We start from the raw sequence: 19,621 nt of genomic DNA on the forward strand, positions 1-19,621 counted from the left end.
TGTTCCTCAAAGGTGAGGTTAACTTCCATCTTGTAGTTTGAAAGAGATACAACCTGATACTTGATCTAAACAGCACCTGTCTTATCCAGCCGCCCCGCTTTGACTGTTTTGATATTAAACCCGGCCAGGTCATATCCTTCCATTTTATTCGTCAAGTGTTAGTCATATGACCCCAACCACCTTTTATAGTCCGACGACAATCCGCCAGTTCATACGACGCTGAATTGTGATACAGTATGGTTAAATCCCACTTTATTGGAGACTTATTGTTATGAATATTGGTATCCTTACCGGAGGGGGTGACGTCCCTGGACTGAACCCCTGTATCAAACAGGTGACGTATCGCGCATTGGATGAAGGGCACTCCGTCACCGGGATTTTCCGCGGCTGGGGCGGTTTATTAAATCTGAATCCGTCCGATCCTGCCTCTCTGCCTGCCAACACAATAGCCCTCGATAAACTTAACACCCGCACCATTGACCGCACCGGAGGCACCATCCTGTGGTCATCACGTACTAACCCGGCCAAGACAGCCCCGGCAAAAGCCCCCGAGTTTTTACGCGGCAACGGGTTTGACCCGAATGCCAAAACGCTGGACTTCACACCGCATGTTCTTTCGGTTCTGGCCTATTTGAAGCTCGATGTGTTGATCGCCATCGGCGGAGATGATACCCTCAGCTATGGAGCCCGCCTTCATAAAGAGGGATTCCCTGTAATCCTCATCCCGAAGACTATGGACAACGATGTAACCGGAACAGATTATTGCATCGGGTTTTCCACCGCCATCACGCGATCGATCAGCGCTATCAATAAGTTGCGCACCACCACCGGCTCGCATGAACGTCTGGGGATTATTGAATTGTTCGGGCGGAATGCCGGTCACACCTCCCTGGTCTCCGCCTACCTTTCCAGTGCAGACCGCTGTCTGATCTCAGAAGTCCCCTTTGAGATAGAGCATCTGGCTGAGCTGTTGATGAAGGATAAGCGTGCCAATCCGCGCAACTACGCCATGTTGACAGTGTCTGAAGGAGCCCGATCTGTCACCGGGGAGATTGTGGAGCGAGAAAAACAGAGCTACGATCCATACGGGCATAAGAAACTCGGCGGTATCGGCCAGGTGATCGCCGCCGATCTGGAACGGATCACCGGCCAGGCCACAGTGCCGGTGGCTCTTTCCTTCTTAATGCGTTCCGGTCCGGCCGATACCCTTGACCAGATGGTCGCCCGGACGTTTGCCCATTGCGCCATGGATCTGCTCGAAAGCCGCACGTTCGGGCGCATGGTGGCAGTTCGTGACGGCCGTTACACCCATGTGGATGCCTCTGAACCGGCCATCGGGCCGCGTCAGGTGGATGTTGAAGCGCTCTATGATAAAATGGAGTATAGGCCCCGTTTGAAGCGGGCACTCGACCTGCCCATGTTCCTGCGGTAAAGCAGCAGGTTCATCCGGCCGGGCAAATCTTTTATCGATAAGAAAACAACCAAATGCCCGAATTGACCATCACCATGTTGAACAGGGAAGGTCTGAACATTCAACCGGCAGCAAGTTTTATTCGTGTTAAGAGCTTTAATGCCGGCGCTGATTCCCCTATGAATATTCATCGTGAGTTTTCTACCGGGAGCATACCTGTGCGGCCTGCTCCTGGTATTTTTATTCGTAGTTTTCGAACAATCCATGCACAGGGTGACAGCATGAAAATTCCGGCGCCCTGCCTGCAGGCCTTGATTGATTCCATATTTGGAGAGGCACAATGAGAAAAATTCAAGGAGTTGCCAGTTCCAGGGGGATTGCCATTGGTCCGGTTTTTCAATTCCGCCGGGCCGAGTTAAAAATCGAAACGTGTCAGAATCAGGATCCGGCCAGGGAATGGAAGCGGTTTGAACAGGCTCTTGAAACCGCCCGCGGCCAACTCACTCAGGTGTACGAGAAAGCCCAGAAAGAGACTGACCAGGCACAGGCTGAAATCTTCCAGTTCCATCTGATGATGACGGAAGACGCCGACCTGCTGGATCGGGTCAAGAAAATGCTGGAAGAACGGCGAACCAATGTCGAACCGATCTACATGGAAGTCAGTGAAGGGTATGCCAAAGAGCTGGCTGCCATGGACAACGAATATTTCGCCGCCCGCTCCGCCGATGTACTGGATGTGGCCAACCGGGTTGAACGCATTTTGATGGGCGTGGCCGAAAGTCCGACCGCCGGTCTTAAGGTCCCCAGTCTGATCGTGGCTGACGACCTGACTCCATCTGACACAATTTTGCTGGATAAAACACTGGTGCTTGGTTTCTTGACGGCCCAGGGTTCGACCACCAGTCATGCCGCGATTCTGGCTAGAGGATTGGGTCTGGCGGCGGTGGGTGGTGCCGGAAATGAAGTCCTCTGGCTGCCAGATGGCTCCACCATCCTGCTGGATGGCGGCACCGGTACGGTGATTGTTGATCCTGATGAAGCCACCATTACCGCCTATAAACGGCGCGCCGAGCAGGTTGAACAGTTGCGCGGGGAAGCCCAGAAACATGCCCACGAACCGGCCGTCACCCTGGATGGATTCAAACCCGAAGTCTCCTCCAATATTGGTGATGTGGCGGGTGCTAAGAAGGCAGTCTCCTACGGGGCCGAAGGTGTGGGGCTGCTGCGCACCGAGTTCCTGTATATGGACCGGCCTTCCATGCCCACAGAAGAGGAACAATACCAGGCGTATAAAGCCATCCTTGAAGAGTTCGGCCATATGCCGGTGGTCTTGCGCACGCTGGATATCGGCGGTGACAAGGAATTGTCTTATCTGAAGATGGATCCTGAAATGAACCCCTTCCTGGGAGTCCGCGCCCTGCGGCTGTGCTTCAAGCACCCTGAAATCTTCAAGGCACAGTTACGCGCCGCCCTGCGTGCCAGTGTGGGGCACAATCTGAAAATCATGTTCCCCATGGTGGCTACATTAAGCGAGGTACGCGAAGCCAAGAAGTGGGTCAACATCTGCCGTGACGAATTGAAGGCGGAAGGGAAACCCTTTGCCGAAGATATTGAAGTGGGTATTATGGTGGAAATTCCAGCTGCTGCCGTCTGCGCAGATATGCTGGCCCGCGAGGTAGACTTCTTCTCCATTGGCACCAACGACCTGAGTCAATACACCATGGCCGCCGACCGCGGCAACCCCGGTGTGGCGCACCTGAGTGACGCCTTCCAACCGTCCGTTCTGCGGTTGATCCGCGATGTGATCAATGCCTCCCACAAATATGGCAAATGGACCGGTATGTGCGGCGAACTGGCCGGTGAACCGCTGGCTGCTCCCCTGCTCATCGGGCTTGGCCTGGATGAATTCTCCATGTCGCCACCCATGGTACCGGTCATCAAAGCGCTCATCCGCACGCTGGATTCAAATGAAATGAAGAAGCTGGCAGAAGAGGCGCTTGATAAGGAAACCGTGGAAGAGGTACGCGAACTGGTACGCAAGCGTGTTCCCGCCGCTGCTGCGTTGGAAGGTTAGAAAAAACGAAATCCAAACCCTCAGGGTCATAAAAACCCTGAGGGTTTTTTATGGCGTTATATCTTCATACCAGTAATGTAGTTGGAAAAATGAAGATATTACTGGAGCAAGGCAGATCACCAGGCAGGCAATGGAGAATTGTTTTCTCAATGATGTGCTCCAAATAATCCATGTTTTCGATTTGTATAGTGAATACTATCTTTGTTTTTCCCCAAACCGCTTTTGACGAATCAGATGGCTGCCTGTGATTTTAGTGACAGTAGATATGATCGGTGTTATCAGAATTTTTTATGCGTGATCCCCTGAATTCGCGGGAGGATGTCATTTTCGGGTGCGTCAAGTTTGGGTTCTATCGCTCCCTATTCTATCTCGTTCCCATGTAGGGGCGCACGGCCGTCCGCCCCTACATTTATGTGCGAATCACAATCACATGTCCAACCGAAGCCCTAACCCCAAAAGTCTTCGAAGATCCATATAGGGGGTGTTTATTCTTGGCAGGTTTGGGTTTTATCCCTCCCTCTTTTATCATGTTCCCGCGTAGGGGCGCACGGCCGTCCGCCCCTACATTTATGTGCGAATCACAATCACATGTCCAACCGAAGCCCTAACCCCAAAAGTCTTCGAAGATCCATATAGGGGGTGTTTATTCTTGGCAGGTTTGGGTTTTATCCCTCCCTCTTTTATCATGTTCCCGCGTAGGGGCGCACGGCCGTCCGCCCCTACATTTATGTGCGAATCACAATCACATGTCCAACCGAAGCCCTAACCCCAAAAGTCTTCGAAGATCCATATAGGGGGTGTTTATTCTTGGCAGGTTTGGATGTCAACCCTGCATCTCTTTTGTCATGCTCCCGCGTAGGGGCGGACGGCCGTCCGCCCCTACACGCGGGTGATAGGAACCATATCAGATTCTGGTTTCTGCTTAAGACACAAATGCAATACAATTGACCTCTGATACTTCCAATTTCAGAGGGAGACGCATATGCAATACGGTTATTTTGACGATAAAGCCAGAGAATATGTTATCACCCGGCCGGATACACCGGCGTCCTGGAGTAACTATCTCGGCAGCACCGAATACGGCGCCATCATCACCAACAACGCCGGAGGCTACAGTTTTTACCAATCTGCCGCACAGGGACGCTTCCTGCGCCTGCGTTTCAACAGCATTCCCATGGATCAACCGGGCCGTTACATCTACCTGCGCGACCGCGACTCCGGCGATTACTGGTCAACCTCATGGCAGCCGGTTGGCAAACCGCTGAAGGAATACAAATCCACCTGCCGGCACGGAACAGCCTATACCGTGATCGAATCAGACTATGCCGGCATCAATAGTCAGACCACGTATTTTGTTCCACTCGGGCAATTATTTGAATACTGGTGGGTGCGTATCACCAATACCTCTGACCGGCCGCGCAAACTCTCGGCTTTCACCTACTGCGAATTCTCCAACAACTGGGATACCAGTCAAGACCTGGTCAACCTGCAATATTCTCTCTTTATCGTCAAAGGCGAGATGCGCGACAACCTCCTGCGCATTGCCATTAACGATAACCTGACGGTGGATGCCTCCAATTTCATCAACAACGATCAAAGCCGCCACTCGTGGATGGCACTGCTCGGTGCGCCCATTGTGGGTTTTGATACCGACCGAACGTCTTTCCTGGGGACCTACCGCAGCTACCATAATCCGTTGGCGGTTGAGCGGGGGTTGTGTTCCAACAGCAAGGCGTATGGTGATAATGCCTGTGGTTCGTTCCAGGCTGACCTTGACCTGGCGCCCGGTGAATCACGTGACCTGCTGGTGATGCTGGGCATCGGCGAAAGCGGCAGTTTCGGCAAATGCACTGTCGAAGAATTTGGCTCTGTCAGCCGGGCGGAGAAAGAGCTTCAAACGTTAAAAAGCACGCTTCATTCCCGGTTGGAATCGCTGAAGGTGGAGACCCCCGATCCAGAATTCAACTCCATGATGAACGTCTGGGCGCCCTACAACAGTCAGGTCAGTTTCAACTGGTCGCGGTCAGCCTCGCTGGTGTATAACGGTGAACGCAACGGACTCGGTTTCCGGGATTCAGTTCAGGATGTGCTGGGCATTCTGGCAGCCGACCCCGAAGCGGCCCGCTCGCGCCTGGAATTGATGCTCACCGGTCAGGTTGCCTGCGGTGGAGCCATACCGGTCATCAAACCGTTTGACCATCATCCCGGCTCCGAGCCTGCCCCCGCCGATGAACATTTCCGGTCAGATGACTGCCTCTGGTTTTTTAACGCCATTCCGGTGTATGTGGCTGAAACCGGGGATGAGGCGTTCTACCGTAAAATCCTGCCGTATGCCGATCACGGAGAAGCCACCGTGCTCGGTCACCTGCGGCGGGCGCTGGAATTCAATCTCGAACGCACCGGCAGACACGGTCTGCCCTGCGGTCTCGAGGCTGATTGGAATGACTGCCTTAAACTGGGATACCACGGTGAAAGTCTGTTTGTCGCTTTCCAACTCTCCATGGGGTTGGCCGTCTATGCCGAAGTGGCCGGGCGGCTGGGTCTCCCGGCAGAAGCCGAATGGGCCCGGAAGCAGCGTGAAGTGCTAAACACCAGCATTCAAAAACACTGCTGGGATGGAGAATGGTTCATCTGGGCCATCGGTGAAGACGGCACGGTTTATGGGACGAAAGATTTCGCCGAAGGGCAGGTCTATCTGAACACACAGGTCTGGTCTGTTATCAGCGGGGCGGCCACTCCCGAACAGGCTGAGAAAGCCATGCAGACCGTCAAAGACCGCCTGGCTACCCCCTACGGCCTGATGCTTTCCGCTCCTCCCTTTATAAAAACCTCCATCGATGTAATGCGGGCTGTCCTGTTCAACCCGGGCATTAAAGAAAACGCCGGCATCTTCAACCATACCCAGGGATGGGGCGTAATGGCGGAATGCCTGCTGGGTCATGGTGACCGCGCTTATGAGTACTACCGGGCTTTCATGCCGGCTGCCTATAACGACCGCGCAGAAGTTCGTCAATGCGAACCATATGTGCAGGCACAAACCACCTATGCGGGTATTTCTCCCCGCCCTGGCAATGCCCGCACCACCTGGTTGACCGGTGCTGCCGCCTGGGCGTATTTTTCTGCCACCCATTACCTGTTGGGCATCCGCCCTGAAATCGATGGGCTGCGCATTGATCCCTGCATCCCATCCACCTGGCCGGGTTTCAAAGTCATCCGCCAGTTCCGCGGTAAACGTCTTGAAATTGTGGTATCGAACCCGAACCATGTCTGCCGGGGAGTCACGTCGCTTGTATTGAATGGTGAAACGATGGAAGGGTCATTGCTTCCCATCCAATTGTTGAAAAATGAAAACAGGGTTACCGTCACTCTGGGTTGAAATCCAATTTTAATCGCCTTCAAACCATCCCCGGCTTCACCTGCATGGGGATGGTTTTTTCTTTGTTTGATTCTAAATAATATGAATATCCTGTGAAAACAATCAAAATCTATTTACATCACCTTCACAATTTCTATACATATTGCCTGTATAGTGTATTCATCATAAATGAGTAAACAGTTGGTTTTTGAGGAGATGTATGAATAAATTCGTAAGAATACTACTGGTAATTTTGGCCGCCCTGATCGTGGCAGCCGGTGGTTTCTGGAGTGGAATGCAGTTTAGCCGGCGACAGGCAGTCTCATTGCCAGGACCAGCCGCCATCACTACAGATACAGCAAATGGTATTACCCCGGGTGACCGGTCATCGCGGAACCGTCCAGAAGCACCCTCTGCCGGTGATTCTTCACAAGAATCACAGAACAAATCAGACGAGAATTCCCCTGAACGATCGTTTGACTCTGGAAGAATGGCAAAAGGCTTTTCAAATCACAACAGAATGGAAAACCGTGATTTCTTCGGAAATCCCCCCTCGTTTCGGCCGCAGGCTCCCGGCATGATGATGAACCAGCCCTTTGAAAATAACGATCGCGGAATGACCTTTGGCGGCCATATTTTGAGCGGCGGTCTGATGTTCTTCGGTCTGTTGTTTCCGCTTGGATTTGCAATTTTGATGGTTCTTGGTATCATCATACTATTCCGTATGGTGCGCCATCCTCAAACAGCACCGGTTGTCACCAGCACAGCTAAATGTTCAAAATGCGGAAACAGCATCCAGGTCGGGTGGAAACACTGCCCTGAATGCGGTGAAATAATTTAGATAATCCTCCCCTCCCTCAAGTTGGGCAAGCAACCGAACACACGATTGCCCAGCATGTAATACGCAAAAAGGGCAGCCGCCAATGCCCTTTTTGCTTTTAAATGAGGGACCTCACGGGTAACGTTTTTATGATTTCGTGCGATCTGTCGCCAGTTTATATCCCAACCCTTCACGCGCCAGGATCAATTGCGGCCGTGATGGATTCACTTCCAACTTGCGTCGCAATAAATAGATCACATACTTGATCCGGTTTACTGCCTTGGGATCGTTTTGTCCCCAGACCTCTTCCGCAATAGTGGCATGGTCAACCCAACGGGGAGTGTGCCGCCCAAGGCAATACAATACATCGAACTCGCGGCGGGCCAGCGCTATCGATTCATCTCGAATCTTGACTTCGCGGGTATCGGGATCCAGGCTCATTTCCAGATTAGGGAATTCCATCAACCCGGATGGTGCAGAAATCTGCCGCGAACGGTTGACAACGGTGTTCACCCTGGCCACCAGCTCTGCCGGATGGAACGGCTTGGTGATGTAATCATCCGCGCCCATCTGAAGACCTTTGACAATATCTTCTTTCTGGTTTTTTGCCGAAACAATAACCACAGGCGCCGGGGTTATTTTTCGAATATTGGCAAAGGTTTCCATCCCATCCATATCCGGCATCATCAGATCCAGAAGGATCAGGTCAGGCCAGATGCGTGAAATCTTGTCAATGGCCGCCTGACCGCTATCTGCACCTGAGACGTCAATCCCGGCGTTGGACAGGATATATTTCAATAAACCAACTGTCTCGGGTTCATCGTCAACAATCATAACCCTCCTGCGGGGAGTGGCCGGATCCAATCGATCCAGGTCAAGTCCAGTGGGCAGGGCTGACTTATCTGAGTAAGATGGCGCAACGCTCATCTGTATTCTCCTTTCATGGTTGGGGAGAAAGCGACGGTCTTTTACGTTTCCCTTAATTGGTCGGGGCTCTCCAACCACAGCACGACTTATTGGTTACACGGCTGTAATATCAACCTAAGTTTATTCTATTCATCTACCAATTTCAAGTAGAAAAGGCTGGTTTTAAGAAAATCGGAGGTTTTTATCAGATTAAACCGATACCAATTCCTGTTTCTTACCAATCCAACGAACCCGGGGAGCCATTCCAACTTGATTGACAGCTACAGCCAAACGGCGGTCATACGTCCATAATTCTTTATCCAACTTTTCAGCCAATGCCAGGTAATGGGGATCGCATCCCAAAGGCAGGTTATATCGTTCTGATAGTTGAAGTGCCCGCACATGCAATTCGGTTTCATCCACAAGATGGATGGGTAGAGCCCGGCAGGCCTGTAGAATCGACTGCACCGTACGCGGACTTAAAATCCCCTGCCGCAGGTAGGTGGAAAGAATGTTGGTTACATCATAAAACAAATTTGAGGGAGCCAGAATCCGGCGGTCTTCCTTTTCCCAGCGGTCCCACAGTGTTTTAATGGCATTGTTGCGCGGGAATGTGGTTAGTTGGACGACGGGTCCCGGATCAATACAGATGATCTGACTGCTCAATTTGATCCTCCCGGATTTCTGTCAAGACATCTTCCGGCAGCCGCAGCAACCGGCCTGCCAGATCTTCTTTTACATTTTCGCGCGATTGTGCCACCAGGGTGCGCCATTCGGGCGGTTTTTCAAGAGCATTCAGGTGGTCATATTGTTCTTGCGAAAGAAGAACAGCCAGGGGTTGTCCGTCGCGTTCGATGAAGACCGGTTCACGGCGGGCAGCGGAAAACAATTCGCCCAGATGAATACGGGCATAGGTGGCGGTGACCTTTACAGGCATGGCGAAATCTTCTCCACAGGTTAATTAATTAAACCATTAATCATCATTATATCTTCCGGGAGAAGCTCTGGCAAGTCAGAAAATTTTATCCACACCGTTGCACTATTCGTGCCAGTTCGCTCTTGATTTAAATCAAAGGTCTCAGAGCCATAGACTCTGAGACCTTTCAACCAGTAATGTGTATCTAATTCGTTTATTTGAACAGGCCGGAGACGAAGGCCAGGATGGAGCCGACTACACCGAAATCGGTGTCGCCGAAGCAGCTGTTCGGGATTCCGATGGCGCTGATGGCGCGCAGGGAAGTACCGGCCAGCAGGGTAAAGAGCAAACCGGTCAAGAATCCACCCAGAACGGCACCCTTCCAACCGCCGGTAGCGTTACCGTACACACCAGAGGTGCCACCCACGAAGAAGTGGATGATCATGGAAGGCAGGATGACGCCGCCGAGCAAGCCCATAGAGGAACCAGCGGGCAGGGTGGCAAGCTGCAGACCCAGGGCAACGATACCACCAACAATGGAGGTCAGGTAGCCAACCAAAACGGCATTCTGGCCGTAGGGGAAGACAACCGGGCAGTCCAGAGCAGGGGTCGCATTGGGGACAATCTTTTCGGCGAAACCGCGGAAAGCGGGAACGATGTCGGCCAGGATCATGCGAACGCCGAGCAAGATGACACCAACACCACCGGCGAAGGTCAAGCCTTGAATGAAAGCGTTCAACCACCAGGCATCCGTGTTACCGAAATCTTTCCCAACACCTTCAACACCAACAGCACCCAGGGCAGCGATGGTGGAGATGAGGTAGATAATGAACATGACGGAGCCCATGGCAATCAAGGGTTCGCGCATGAAACCAATCCAGCTCGGGAACTTGATGTTTTCGGTGGATTCTTTGGGATCGCCAATTTTTTCACCCAACCAGCCGGAGAGAACATAGTTGGTTGTGCCAAAGTGACCCATGACGAAGTCTTTTGATCCAATGACTTTTTCCATAAAGGGAGCAGAGAGCCAGGGGAAGAAGACCATCATGAAGCCAACGATAATGGCGGCTACAGCGATGAGGGCAACTTCAGAGCCACCTTTGAAAATGGTGAGTCCCAGAATACCGGTCACAAGTACAGAGGCAAACAGCGTGTGATGGCCGGTGAGGAATACGTACTTCATAGGGGTGATGCGGGCCAGCAGCAGGTTGATGAGGAACGCGAAGAAGAACACCAGGGAGATCTGGGTTCCATACAGTTCCTGGGCTTTGGCTGTGAAGACTTCATTCACAGGAAGGGCGCCCTGCAGGCCGAAACCTTGCTGCATCAATGAACCAAGAGGAGTAATAGCACCAATAACAATATTTGCACCGCCGCTCAGGATCAGGAAACCAATAATGGTTTTGACGGTCCCGGAGACAACAATTTCGAAGGGTTTCTTTAATGAAATCAAACCGATCATGGCAATGAGACCGACCAGAATGGACGGTTTGCTCATGATTTGAACAAGAACATCAAGAATTGCTTTCAGGAAATCCATGATTCAAAATCCTCCTTATTTATTTTTCTTTGCCAGAAGTTCTTTGAAGACCGGTACAAGGGCGGCTTCAATTTCCTTCTCGTCAAACAGGTTGTGAACCTCAATGACCGGAATATCCTGTGATTCCTTGAGACGGGGACCAAATTCGGTGGAGGTTACAAACAGGTCTGGCCAGAGGGATTTTGCGGTACTGATATCGCCAACTTCAACGCTAAATTCACGTTCATCGATACCATTGCGTTTCAGCACACGTTCAACGCCCATTTTGACCAGCAATCCACTTCCCAGGCCCATCCCACAAATGGCAGCAATCTTAATCACGTGGGTGTAACTCCTTTCTAGATGACTTTAATGCAAATTATTTTGCCAGGATGCCGAGAACAAGGGCTACTACAGCCAGTCCCAAAGCTATCCAGCCACTGCGATCACGGCGAGCTTTGTCATCCATAATAAATGCCTCCTTTCTTTGAGAATTACTTGATCAATGAACGCGATACGCGGTTGGATCATTGGCACAGATACGTGCTTCAACCAACTCGCAAATCAGATGGGTGAGGATCAATTGCACCTCTTCCAGCGACTGCCAGTTACACGGAGGAAGGGCAATGCCGATATTGGCCTCTTTGTATAGTTTGCCCGTCCAACCGCTAAACCCGATCGTGGTGACACCTGCGCTATTTGCGGCGCGAATCGCTTCGATAATGTTTGGTGAATTTCCGCTGCATGAGTACCCGACAAATACATCTCCGGGTTTCAGGCAACCCACCACCTGCCGTTTGTAAATCTGGTCAAAACCAAAATCATTGCCGGTGGCGGTCAAACCGGCCAGTCCGGGCAGGGAAAATGCGGCCAATGGCCCGCGTTGATAACGGAATCGGCCAACAAATTCCCCGATCATCTGGTCGGCGTTACAGGCACCGCCGCCGTTTCCGGCTGCAAACAATTTGTGGCCGGTTTCAAATGCCGTGGCAATCACATCAACAGCCTGTGAAATTTCTGGCATATGTTTGGCATATTCCAGAACCTCGGTCATTTCTCGTATCTTGAAATCAAGCCTGGCATCCAGGTTACCCATAATAATTAACCCTCCAACACTCTTTCCGATACTTATTTCTTATACCGATAGTTGTTTTCTAATGAACCCGATAGGCTGTGGGATCATTGGCTGTAACCCGTTTTTCCACCAGCTCGCAGATGATATGGGTGACAAAGAGGTGAGCTTCTTCCATCATCTGCGGATCGGTCATCGGGAAGGCAATGGCAATATCCACTTCATGGCGCAACTGGCCGTCAGTTCCACACAAACCTACGGTGGTGGCCCCGTTCGATTTCGCCGCTCGAACAGCTTCGATCACATTGGGTGAATTTCCACTGGTGCTGTATCCCACAAATACATCACCTTTTTTCAACAGGGCTTTTGCCTGACGGGCAAACACCTGGTCATATCCGAAATCATTGCCCACGGCTGTCATGCCAGCCGGGCCGGGGAAGGAGATGGCGCCGTACGGTCCGCGGTTGTAGTTCAACCGGCCGATGAATTCCCCGATCAACTGATCGGCATTGCTGGCGCTGCCGCCATTTCCGGCAGAAGCCAGAAGATGACCGGTTTCAAAAGCAGTGGCAATGGCATCTGCCGCCTGTTCGATCTCGGGCATTTCTTTCATATAGGTAAGGTATTCCCTTACCTGGGCGATCTTTTGGTCCATTCGGCTTTCATACGTGTCCATTGATAAAGGTCCTCCAACTTGCTTCTATTGACGTGCCGAGTCGGTACTTTTTAACTTGTTGCTACAAATAAAAAAAGGCTGCTTTTCCCACGAAGTCAGTCACGCGGTGGTGCGGAATAAAATACATCGAGCAATTCAGCGGCTGTCTGGCATTTTTTTAACTTTTCAACATTCGCACTGTCACCCAGAACAGAAGCCAGGTCTGCCAGACCCTGGATATGCCCCTGATGATCAATGGCGGCCAGGGCTACCAGCAGCCAGACGGGGTCATTGTCTTTATTTCCAAAATTTACCGGAGTTTTTAGCTTAACCACCGCCATACTGGCTTTGATTACACCGTCTTCTGGGCGGGCGTGGGGTAGGGCGATCCCCGGCGCCACCACAATGTACGGGCCAAATTCTTTAGCCACCCGGATCATGGCATCTGAGAAGCGTTCTTCTGTGGCACCATCGGCAATAAAAAGTTTGCCGCAGGCGCGAATGGCATCCTGCCAGTCTTTTGCTTCCACATTCACCGCTGCCAGCGGGGGGCGTAATAACTCTTTGAGATTCATGGAAACCTGTAAAAACCTCCTACCTTCTTGTAAGTATTTCAAATGCTTCCGAAACCGTTGACGCTTGCATCAGGGCATTTCTGCGCAAAGGATCGGAAAGCACATCGGCGATATCTTTCAATGCCTCTACATGTTGATTGGTATCAACCGCTGCAATGGCAATCAGCAGACGGACGGGATCATTTTCGGAATTACCAAATGGAAGCGGCGGTTGCAGGGTGACCAGGGCAAGCGCCGGTTTGATTACACCCTCAGATGGAAGCGCATGAGCGACGGCAATTCCAGGTGAAACCACAAAATACGGGCCAAGCTGCCGGGCTGTATTCACCATCGCCTGCCCGTAGCGTTCCTCTGTTGCTCCACTGGCTTGCAGCAACCGCCCGGCCTGCAAAACAGCCTCACTCCAACTGGTGGTGTGATAGTTGACGCAGATGCGTTCAACCGGTAGAAATTCTGCCAGCCGGCTTGTACCCTGCATTCGGGAAACTGGCCTTGTGGGGGCTTCAGAAGAGGCTTGCCGGGCATTCAGGTTGGCGGTACGTCCAAGCATGGAATAGAAGGACTCATTTTGTGCGCGCCGTGTGGTGGTTTTCAGCCGGAATCGGTCAGGTCGGAACCAGGCCAAACCGGTTTCCACTTTATTTCCAGAATCATCATACAGGATTGACTCGGTGAATAATACCGGATCGCCAATTTTCAATCCTAAAAGTGAAGCCACCGAGGTAGTGGCCCGGGCAACAGAAATGGTATTGTTGGTCCATTCCAGTATGATGCCGTAACGCCGTTCCACAGTTTCCACCATGCCGACATGAGTGAAATCTTCACCAACCAGCCCACCAAAGCGGGAAGCTGGGAAGAAAGATTCTTGAACTACCAGTGGTTCGCCCCTCACAGAACGCAGCCGCTTAAGGTAGAACACGGCTTCCGCCGGTGACAGGTCAAGCAACTGAGCCTGTTTATCTGGGGCAGGCATAATACGTTGTTCCAGAACTTCGGTGGTGAAGGGAATACCCAGCAGCATGAGATCCTGATAAACACTTAACCGGCCGGCAAAAGCCTGGTCTGGTTCAGGGCGACCGACAAAGGTACCCTTCCCGTGAATTTGCACAACCAGCCCTTTTTCTATCAGGGTGGAAATGGCTTTCCGCAGCGAGCCGCGACTTACCCCCAGCGATTGAGCCAGTTCCACTTCACCGGGAAATTTGAATTCAGTCTGCCATTCGCCGGAATTAATCTTGGTTTCCATCCAACTGGCGAGCTGACTATAAATCGGTTGACTGCTTGTCCGATCTACTTCAAAATGCATGTGAATCGTTGTCCTTATAGAGAGGTATATAGAGGATCATATATAAATTAACATTTAATTAATACAAAGTCAACTACTTTTCTGTGATTGTGATAAAGGACACTGATTTTTAGTGATGTTTGAACAAATTCAAACGATCATGTTAAAATTTGCCCATGGATAAGCCCTGTCTGATAGCTATGGCCGGTCTCCCCGGTTCAGGAAAAAGTGCCCTGGCAGCCCGTTTGTCCGTTGCTCTACCGGCAGTCATTTTGAACAAAGATACTGTGCGTGCCGCCCTGTTCCCACCGCAGGAAATCGAATACTCTTCTGCTCAGGATGATTTTGTGCTTTCACTGATCTATCAGACGGCCGCCTATTTAATCCATAAAGGCCGGCATGTCATCATTGACGGCCGCCCTTTTGTTCGCAGAGAACAACGCATCGAGCTTATGCGGGCAGCTGCGACTGCTGGAGCCGACCTGCGTATCATCCTGTGCACCGCCCCGGATGACGTCGTTCGGCTGAGGCTTGAAAAAGATGCAGCGGCTGGCACGCACCCGGCCGCTGACAGGGATTTCAACCTCTACTTACGAAAGAAAGCCGAGATGGAGCCATTTGATGAAGAGCCCCACCTCGAATTGGACACAAATGACAGTCTGGATACATTGACCCACCAGGTGCTGGACTGGTTGAACATCAAAATATAACGCCTATACGCATAGCTTTTAACCTTATACTTCTCATTCCTTTACACGGGGTCTCCCTTTACAATGACGATACATGCGAGAGATTCCGTTATTCCCCCTCAATACCGTTCTTTTCCCCGGTGTACCGCTGCATTTATTCATTTTTGAAGACCGTTATAAACTCATGCTGCGGAATGCACTGACGGACGACGGCCTGCTGGGTATTGTCCTCATCCATCAGGGGCTCGAAGCCCTCGGCCCCCTGCCAGAACCGTACCGGGTGGGTACCCTGGCCCGTATTACAGAACAGGAAATTCTGCCGGATGGATGCATGAACGTCACCGTAGTCGGTCTGGACCGTTTTCGCATTCTATCCATAACAACTGATACCCTGCCCTATCTAACCGCCATCGTGGAAACCTATCCTTTTGGCACTCCGCACCTGTTGCAGGTGCATCGTCAGGCGCGCCAACTGGCGGTTAATTTATTACATTATCTGAAGGAAATTAATCCGAAAGAATTCTATGCCGCCAACCTGAAAGAGCTTAATCCACCGGAAGATCCGATGAGTCTCGTTTTTCTGGCAGCTGCATTGCTGCAGATTCCTCCACATGAAAAACAACCCATCCTTGAGGCCGAATCTATCAGTGAGATGATGGTTATGGTGGAACGTTTGTACCGGCGGGAAAATGGACTGATGCGCACGATTAACGCTGCCGGCGACCTGCCCGCCCGCCGGGCAGCCTGGTTGAATTGACCGCAACGCCGATTAAAGCGGATCTGTCCCGCAGACCGGATCCATTATTCTTCTTTAAACTGGCTGGCATCGATGTGAACAAATCGTTCCACCGGTATGGACATGGGTGCCACGAAATAGCCGGAAACATACGGTTTAACCAGTATGTATGACTTGCTGTGTGTCAGGAATATCGCCGGTACATCATTGACGATGATCTTTTCAGCCTCACTGTAAAGGTCTATCCGTTTTGTCACATCTTTTTCTAACCGGGCTTCTTCTAACAGGCTGTCGAGCTTGGGGTTGGCATAATGACTGCGGTTCATTTCATTCCCTGAATGGAAGAGGACATCAGCAAAATTCTCGGGATCGGGGTAATCGGCGCACCAGCTTTCAGTGATCAACTGGCCATGATTGCCCGAATCGAGTACTTCCTGATAGTAATCAGGATCAATATTCTGCACAGTAATATGGACTCCCAGATTCTCTTCCCACATTTGCACCATGGCAGCTACCCCTTCTGAAACGGAATTGCCGTAATCAGAACGAGATAGGATAACATCAGGGAAATCACCCTGGCCGTATTTGGAGGACTTAATTAATTCACGGGCTTTCGCCGGGTTGAATTCGAGACCCTTAAAGTTTTTATCAAAACCTGGCAGAGCTGGTGGATACAGGCCGTTGGCTTTGAGTGAACCACCATCATCAATTACCTTTACATAGCGGTCTTTGTCCAGCGACATGGCAAAAGCCTGACGCACTTTCACATCATCAAATGGCGGCTGGTTCACATCCACTGTGATATACCCGGTGCACATATTGACATTGCTCTTCAATTGTTTGCTTAATGGCTCAGTGGGGTCAGTAAAGCGCATCAGATCATTATATGAAACACCGGCTACATCGATCTGTCCCTGTTCATAAAGTTGAAGGCTGGTGCCCTGGTAGAGCCTCACCAGAATGGCTTTTATCCCCGGCTTTTTGCCATAGAAGGGGTCAAAACGTTCATAGAGGATTTCAGATCGAGAGAGCCATCTCGCCAGGCGGAAAGGTCCGGTACCGTTGGGCGTCATGTACCATTTGCCGCCTTTTTCTACGTTTTCTTTATCCACTATGTAACTGGTGGGATACGTCAGCTTGAGCAGAAAATATGGAACAGGTTTTTCCAGCGTTACCTGCAGAGTATGTGCATCGATGATTTTCAGCCCGCTGATATGATCTGCTTTGCCGGTATGCCTTTCACGCATGCCAAGAATATCGCCCATATACGTCATCACTGTATCAGAAGCCGTAGCCGGGTCTGCCGCCCGCTCCCAGGAATACACTACATCAGCCGCCGTGACCGGTCGCATATTATGAAAAACGGCTTTTGGCGACAGGTGGAATGTGTATACCAGACCGTCATCCGAAACATCCCAGCTTTCCGCCAGGTCGGGCGTCAGATTCATGCTGGCATCGTAATTAACCAGGCCTGAGAAAACCAGGTAAAAACCACCCGAACTACGGGCTGTGGCCGGGTCGTTCTCCGCCGGGTTGTCGGTTTCACCGCCATCCAGAACCAGCAATTCATCCCGACTGTATCCACTGATAACCGGTGCGGTCACATTCAAGGATGTACTCAGGTCATTGATTTCTTCTTCGTAATAGTCATAATTGCCGGTGGAAGAATAAAGCAGGAAAGAGATCACCGAAGTGTATCCTTTCACAGTCACAATCCGAATGCGCAGCGGCATCTGATCTTCCGGGGTTTTGGCTTCAGAAACAGTCAACCAGGCCGGCCGGCCGTTATCCATACGAATCATGGAATCCGTAATATGAGCAATATCTTTAAGCCCTTCCATTTCGGTGCTGCGCACTTTGTGGGCAATCTCTTTCAGCGATTCCCCTTCGCGCAATGGATTGGAAAACAGATGCCCGATCACTTCGTTATCACCGATGACCAGTTTGAAATGATACACCGCGCTGACCTTTGAGGTATCAATTTTCGCATTTGACGGAATATCCAGGCTGACTCCAATCGAAGGGTCAGTATATACATTGATATCAGTCTGTACGGGTGGCGAATACGGTGTGGCTGTGGGAACAGGTGGATAGTCTTCCGACGGATTGGCCGCCTGCACCGGTCGGACGGAAACAATCGAGGATATAAGGATCAGAATAACAAAGGATGAGATCAGATTCTTTTTTCTATTCGTAGAACGGACAAGGAAAAAGGTCACCAATCCGGCAACGAGTGCACCTGCCAGAATAAACCAGATGACGTTTGAACTCTGATTTTTACCCGCCGGTGTTTCGAGTGGAATAGGTGTAATGGGGATTGAAGTGGTCGTGGCAGCGGGTTCGACCTTGCCACCGACAGGATGCATGGTGGGGATTTCCGTCGGCGTGCCGGATGTGCCTGAGTTTTCCGTCTCCTCTCTGGGCGGCAGGTTGTTTGCCTTACGCCATTCATTTTCAAAACCGGTCAGGTCAAATCCATATACTTCCTTAAGAGAATCATCAATCGTTTCCCCTTTTGCCAGGGTTTTCAACAGTCGATTAATTTTCTCCCGACCGTATGTTTCTAGCAGGTAATTCACCATGTAGTAAGACTGGCTGTAGGATATATCGGCTTTTTCAGAATCTTCTGAAAAGCTGGCAGAGAGCACATGGAAGGAAAGCAGGTTGTCTTCTTCTTTAGCCTGTTCAAACTGACTGACTGTATTGGCATCGGGGCTGCCTTCCCCATAGACAGCCAGTCCCTCCTCCAACCAGGTGGGAGTCGTCCAGAAACAGGTGAAAGTGTAATCTCCCACAAGTACATGGGTCAATTCATGTGCTTCGGTTCGTCTGGTCCAATTCAGGTCCTGACTCTCCATTCCAATGACAATCTTGTTATACGCCGAGAAAGCCATGCCTCCCGTCCAACCGGGTTCGTAGAGGAGGGCATCACGCATATCATTTGTATTGGGGTACATGAACAGGTCAACCAGATTGGTGGGCTGCATGCCGGTGTCTTTTTCCAGACGGTCTACCGCATCAGTGGCAGTGTTGAGGAAATCCCTGGCCTGATCTTCCGTAATGTTGTAGTAATGCAGCCGAATGGGGTCTTCCTGTTTTATTTGCCAGGGATGAACAGCATCCAGCCAGGTGACTGTCTGTTTCTCGCTGGAGGTTTCTTTTCCATTTTCGTCTTTTATTTTCCACTGCCACCAGATTTCAGCTCCGGGTGGAAGCGCGCCGCTATTGCGCATGTCCCATTCCCACGAAGCATCCACCTGTTTTCCGGGTTTAAACGTTGGAATGACCAGAGCTTGCACATCACCGCAGGTACGTTCATCTGTGCCGTAGATCAGTTCGACATTTGTTATCATTGCCGGACTGGATATTGAGGTGGTGAATGTAATAGAATTGGGAAAATCTGCGTTGGTTTTGTTTCCGGTAAAGAGCACCTCTGCCGTATCGGGCAATGGTGATGGGTTTAATATCTGCAGAATGGCAGATAGAATCAGAAGAATCCGCATGAAACCTCCCCGGTCCAACAGCCGGTGCCGCCGGACTTAATCAATATTAACCGTACTGTCTTATCTCAGGCTGATTGCGCCTGTAGTCTCAATAATAGCAAAATT

17 protein-coding genes are annotated in these 19,621 nt (G+C 51.0%); 7 read left to right on the forward strand and 10 right to left on the reverse strand.

Annotation, left to right across the window (positions count from 1 at the left end; translation table 11 throughout):
* Positions 1-271 precede the first annotated feature (271 nt).
* The 5 genes from LTAR_RS14780 (at position 272) to LTAR_RS14800 (ending at position 7,681) form a co-directional block, all read left to right on the forward strand.
* Positions 272-1,432, forward strand: a complete 1,161-nt coding sequence (locus LTAR_RS14780) for a 6-phosphofructokinase (protein ID WP_062423048.1) — start codon at positions 272-274, stop codon at positions 1,430-1,432.
* 53 nt (positions 1,433-1,485) lie between these two features.
* Entirely contained in the window at positions 1,486-1,755 is a 270-nt protein-coding gene (locus LTAR_RS14785) for a hypothetical protein (RefSeq protein ID WP_062423049.1), read from the forward strand.
* Positions 1,752-3,485: a phosphoenolpyruvate--protein phosphotransferase gene (gene ptsP, locus LTAR_RS14790; protein ID WP_062423050.1), complete on the forward strand. Its 1,734-nt coding sequence runs from the start codon at positions 1,752-1,754 to the stop codon at positions 3,483-3,485. Before LTAR_RS14785 ends, ptsP begins: the two co-directional genes overlap by 4 nt.
* Positions 3,486-4,467: 982 nt before the next feature.
* Positions 4,468-6,861, forward strand: coding sequence for a glycoside hydrolase family 94 protein (locus LTAR_RS14795; RefSeq protein ID WP_062423051.1), 2,394 nt, complete (start codon positions 4,468-4,470; stop codon positions 6,859-6,861).
* A gap of 199 nt (positions 6,862-7,060) precedes the next feature.
* Positions 7,061-7,681, forward strand: coding sequence for a zinc ribbon domain-containing protein (locus LTAR_RS14800; protein WP_062423052.1), 621 nt, complete (start codon positions 7,061-7,063; stop codon positions 7,679-7,681).
* Between the two features lie 126 nt (positions 7,682-7,807).
* Here the strand turns inward: LTAR_RS14800 and LTAR_RS14805 are convergent, their stop codons facing one another.
* The 9 genes from LTAR_RS14805 to LTAR_RS14845 all read right to left on the reverse strand — a co-directional run bounded on the left by LTAR_RS14805 (position 7,808) and on the right by LTAR_RS14845 (position 14,609).
* Positions 7,808-8,587, reverse strand: a complete 780-nt coding sequence (locus LTAR_RS14805; protein WP_062423053.1) for a response regulator transcription factor — start codon at positions 8,585-8,587, stop codon at positions 7,808-7,810.
* A gap of 189 nt (positions 8,588-8,776) precedes the next feature.
* Complete coding sequence (locus LTAR_RS14810) at positions 8,777-9,232, reverse strand: type II toxin-antitoxin system VapC family toxin (RefSeq protein ID WP_062423054.1); 456 nt, start codon at positions 9,230-9,232, stop codon at positions 8,777-8,779.
* Entirely contained in the window at positions 9,207-9,503 is a 297-nt protein-coding gene (locus LTAR_RS14815; RefSeq protein ID WP_062423055.1) for a type II toxin-antitoxin system Phd/YefM family antitoxin, read from the reverse strand. Before LTAR_RS14815 ends, LTAR_RS14810 begins: the two co-directional genes overlap by 26 nt.
* 193 nt (positions 9,504-9,696) lie before the next feature.
* Complete coding sequence (gene ulaA / locus LTAR_RS14820; protein ID WP_062423056.1) at positions 9,697-11,022, reverse strand: PTS ascorbate transporter subunit IIC; 1,326 nt, start codon at positions 11,020-11,022, stop codon at positions 9,697-9,699.
* Positions 11,023-11,037: 15 nt separating this feature from the next.
* Complete coding sequence (locus LTAR_RS14825) at positions 11,038-11,343, reverse strand: PTS sugar transporter subunit IIB (protein WP_062423057.1); 306 nt, start codon at positions 11,341-11,343, stop codon at positions 11,038-11,040.
* A 160-nt stretch (positions 11,344-11,503) separates the two neighbouring features.
* Positions 11,504-12,097, reverse strand: coding sequence for a D-sedoheptulose-7-phosphate isomerase (locus LTAR_RS14830; protein WP_062423058.1), 594 nt, complete (start codon positions 12,095-12,097; stop codon positions 11,504-11,506).
* A 58-nt stretch (positions 12,098-12,155) separates the two neighbouring features.
* A complete protein-coding gene (locus LTAR_RS14835; protein ID WP_062423059.1) occupies positions 12,156-12,749 on the reverse strand; it encodes a D-sedoheptulose-7-phosphate isomerase in 594 nt (197 codons plus the stop codon).
* A 95-nt stretch (positions 12,750-12,844) separates the two neighbouring features.
* Positions 12,845-13,303 carry a PTS sugar transporter subunit IIA gene (locus LTAR_RS14840; RefSeq protein WP_062423060.1) on the reverse strand — a complete coding sequence of 153 codons (459 nt, stop codon included), beginning with the start codon at positions 13,301-13,303 and terminating at the stop codon, positions 12,845-12,847.
* A 19-nt stretch (positions 13,304-13,322) separates the two neighbouring features.
* Positions 13,323-14,609 carry a UTRA domain-containing protein gene (locus LTAR_RS14845; RefSeq protein ID WP_062423061.1) on the reverse strand — a complete coding sequence of 429 codons (1,287 nt, stop codon included), beginning with the start codon at positions 14,607-14,609 and terminating at the stop codon, positions 13,323-13,325.
* Between the two features lie 155 nt (positions 14,610-14,764).
* On the opposite strand from LTAR_RS14845, the gene LTAR_RS14850 reads away from it, so the two are divergent.
* A complete protein-coding gene (locus tag LTAR_RS14850; protein WP_081420016.1) occupies positions 14,765-15,298 on the forward strand; it encodes a P-loop nucleotide/nucleoside kinase family protein in 534 nt (177 codons plus the stop codon).
* Between the two features lie 73 nt (positions 15,299-15,371).
* Complete coding sequence (locus tag LTAR_RS14855) at positions 15,372-16,034, forward strand: LON peptidase substrate-binding domain-containing protein (RefSeq protein ID WP_062423063.1); 663 nt, start codon at positions 15,372-15,374, stop codon at positions 16,032-16,034.
* Between the two features lie 44 nt (positions 16,035-16,078).
* Here LTAR_RS14855 and LTAR_RS14860 read toward each other — a convergent pair whose 3' ends face one another.
* Positions 16,079-19,516: an ABC transporter substrate-binding protein gene (locus LTAR_RS14860; protein ID WP_062423064.1), complete on the reverse strand. Its 3,438-nt coding sequence runs from the start codon at positions 19,514-19,516 to the stop codon at positions 16,079-16,081.
* Positions 19,517-19,621: the final 105 nt, after the last annotated feature.

Source organism: Leptolinea tardivitalis, assembly GCF_001050275.1.
In the GTDB taxonomy this organism is placed as follows: Bacteria; Chloroflexota; Anaerolineae; order Anaerolineales; family Anaerolineaceae; genus Leptolinea; species Leptolinea tardivitalis.

Excerpts from the sequence above, each read along its gene's own strand:
- LTAR_RS14800 (WP_062423052.1), top strand. The coding sequence starts at position 7,061 with ATGAATAAATTCGTAAGAATACTACTGGTAATTTTGGCCGCCCTGATC.
- LTAR_RS14840 (WP_062423060.1), bottom strand. The coding sequence starts at position 13,303 with ATGAATCTCAAAGAGTTATTACGCCCCCCGCTGGCAGCGGTGAATGTG.
- LTAR_RS14805 (WP_062423053.1), bottom strand. The coding sequence starts at position 8,587 with ATGAGCGTTGCGCCATCTTACTCAGATAAGTCAGCCCTGCCCACTGGA.
- LTAR_RS14835 (WP_062423059.1), bottom strand. The coding sequence starts at position 12,749 with ATGGACACGTATGAAAGCCGAATGGACCAAAAGATCGCCCAGGTAAGG.
- LTAR_RS14795 (WP_062423051.1), top strand. The coding sequence starts at position 4,468 with ATGCAATACGGTTATTTTGACGATAAAGCCAGAGAATATGTTATCACC.
- LTAR_RS14850 (WP_081420016.1), top strand. The coding sequence starts at position 14,765 with ATGGATAAGCCCTGTCTGATAGCTATGGCCGGTCTCCCCGGTTCAGGA.
- LTAR_RS14785 (WP_062423049.1), top strand. The coding sequence starts at position 1,486 with ATGCCCGAATTGACCATCACCATGTTGAACAGGGAAGGTCTGAACATT.
- LTAR_RS14830 (WP_062423058.1), bottom strand. The coding sequence starts at position 12,097 with ATGGGTAACCTGGATGCCAGGCTTGATTTCAAGATACGAGAAATGACC.
- LTAR_RS14780 (WP_062423048.1), top strand. The coding sequence starts at position 272 with ATGAATATTGGTATCCTTACCGGAGGGGGTGACGTCCCTGGACTGAAC.
- ulaA (WP_062423056.1), bottom strand. The coding sequence starts at position 11,022 with ATGGATTTCCTGAAAGCAATTCTTGATGTTCTTGTTCAAATCATGAGC.
- ptsP (WP_062423050.1), top strand. The coding sequence starts at position 1,752 with ATGAGAAAAATTCAAGGAGTTGCCAGTTCCAGGGGGATTGCCATTGGT.
- LTAR_RS14855 (WP_062423063.1), top strand. The coding sequence starts at position 15,372 with ATGCGAGAGATTCCGTTATTCCCCCTCAATACCGTTCTTTTCCCCGGT.
- LTAR_RS14845 (WP_062423061.1), bottom strand. The coding sequence starts at position 14,609 with ATGCATTTTGAAGTAGATCGGACAAGCAGTCAACCGATTTATAGTCAG.
- LTAR_RS14815 (WP_062423055.1), bottom strand. The coding sequence starts at position 9,503 with ATGCCTGTAAAGGTCACCGCCACCTATGCCCGTATTCATCTGGGCGAA.
- LTAR_RS14860 (WP_062423064.1), bottom strand. The coding sequence starts at position 19,516 with ATGCGGATTCTTCTGATTCTATCTGCCATTCTGCAGATATTAAACCCA.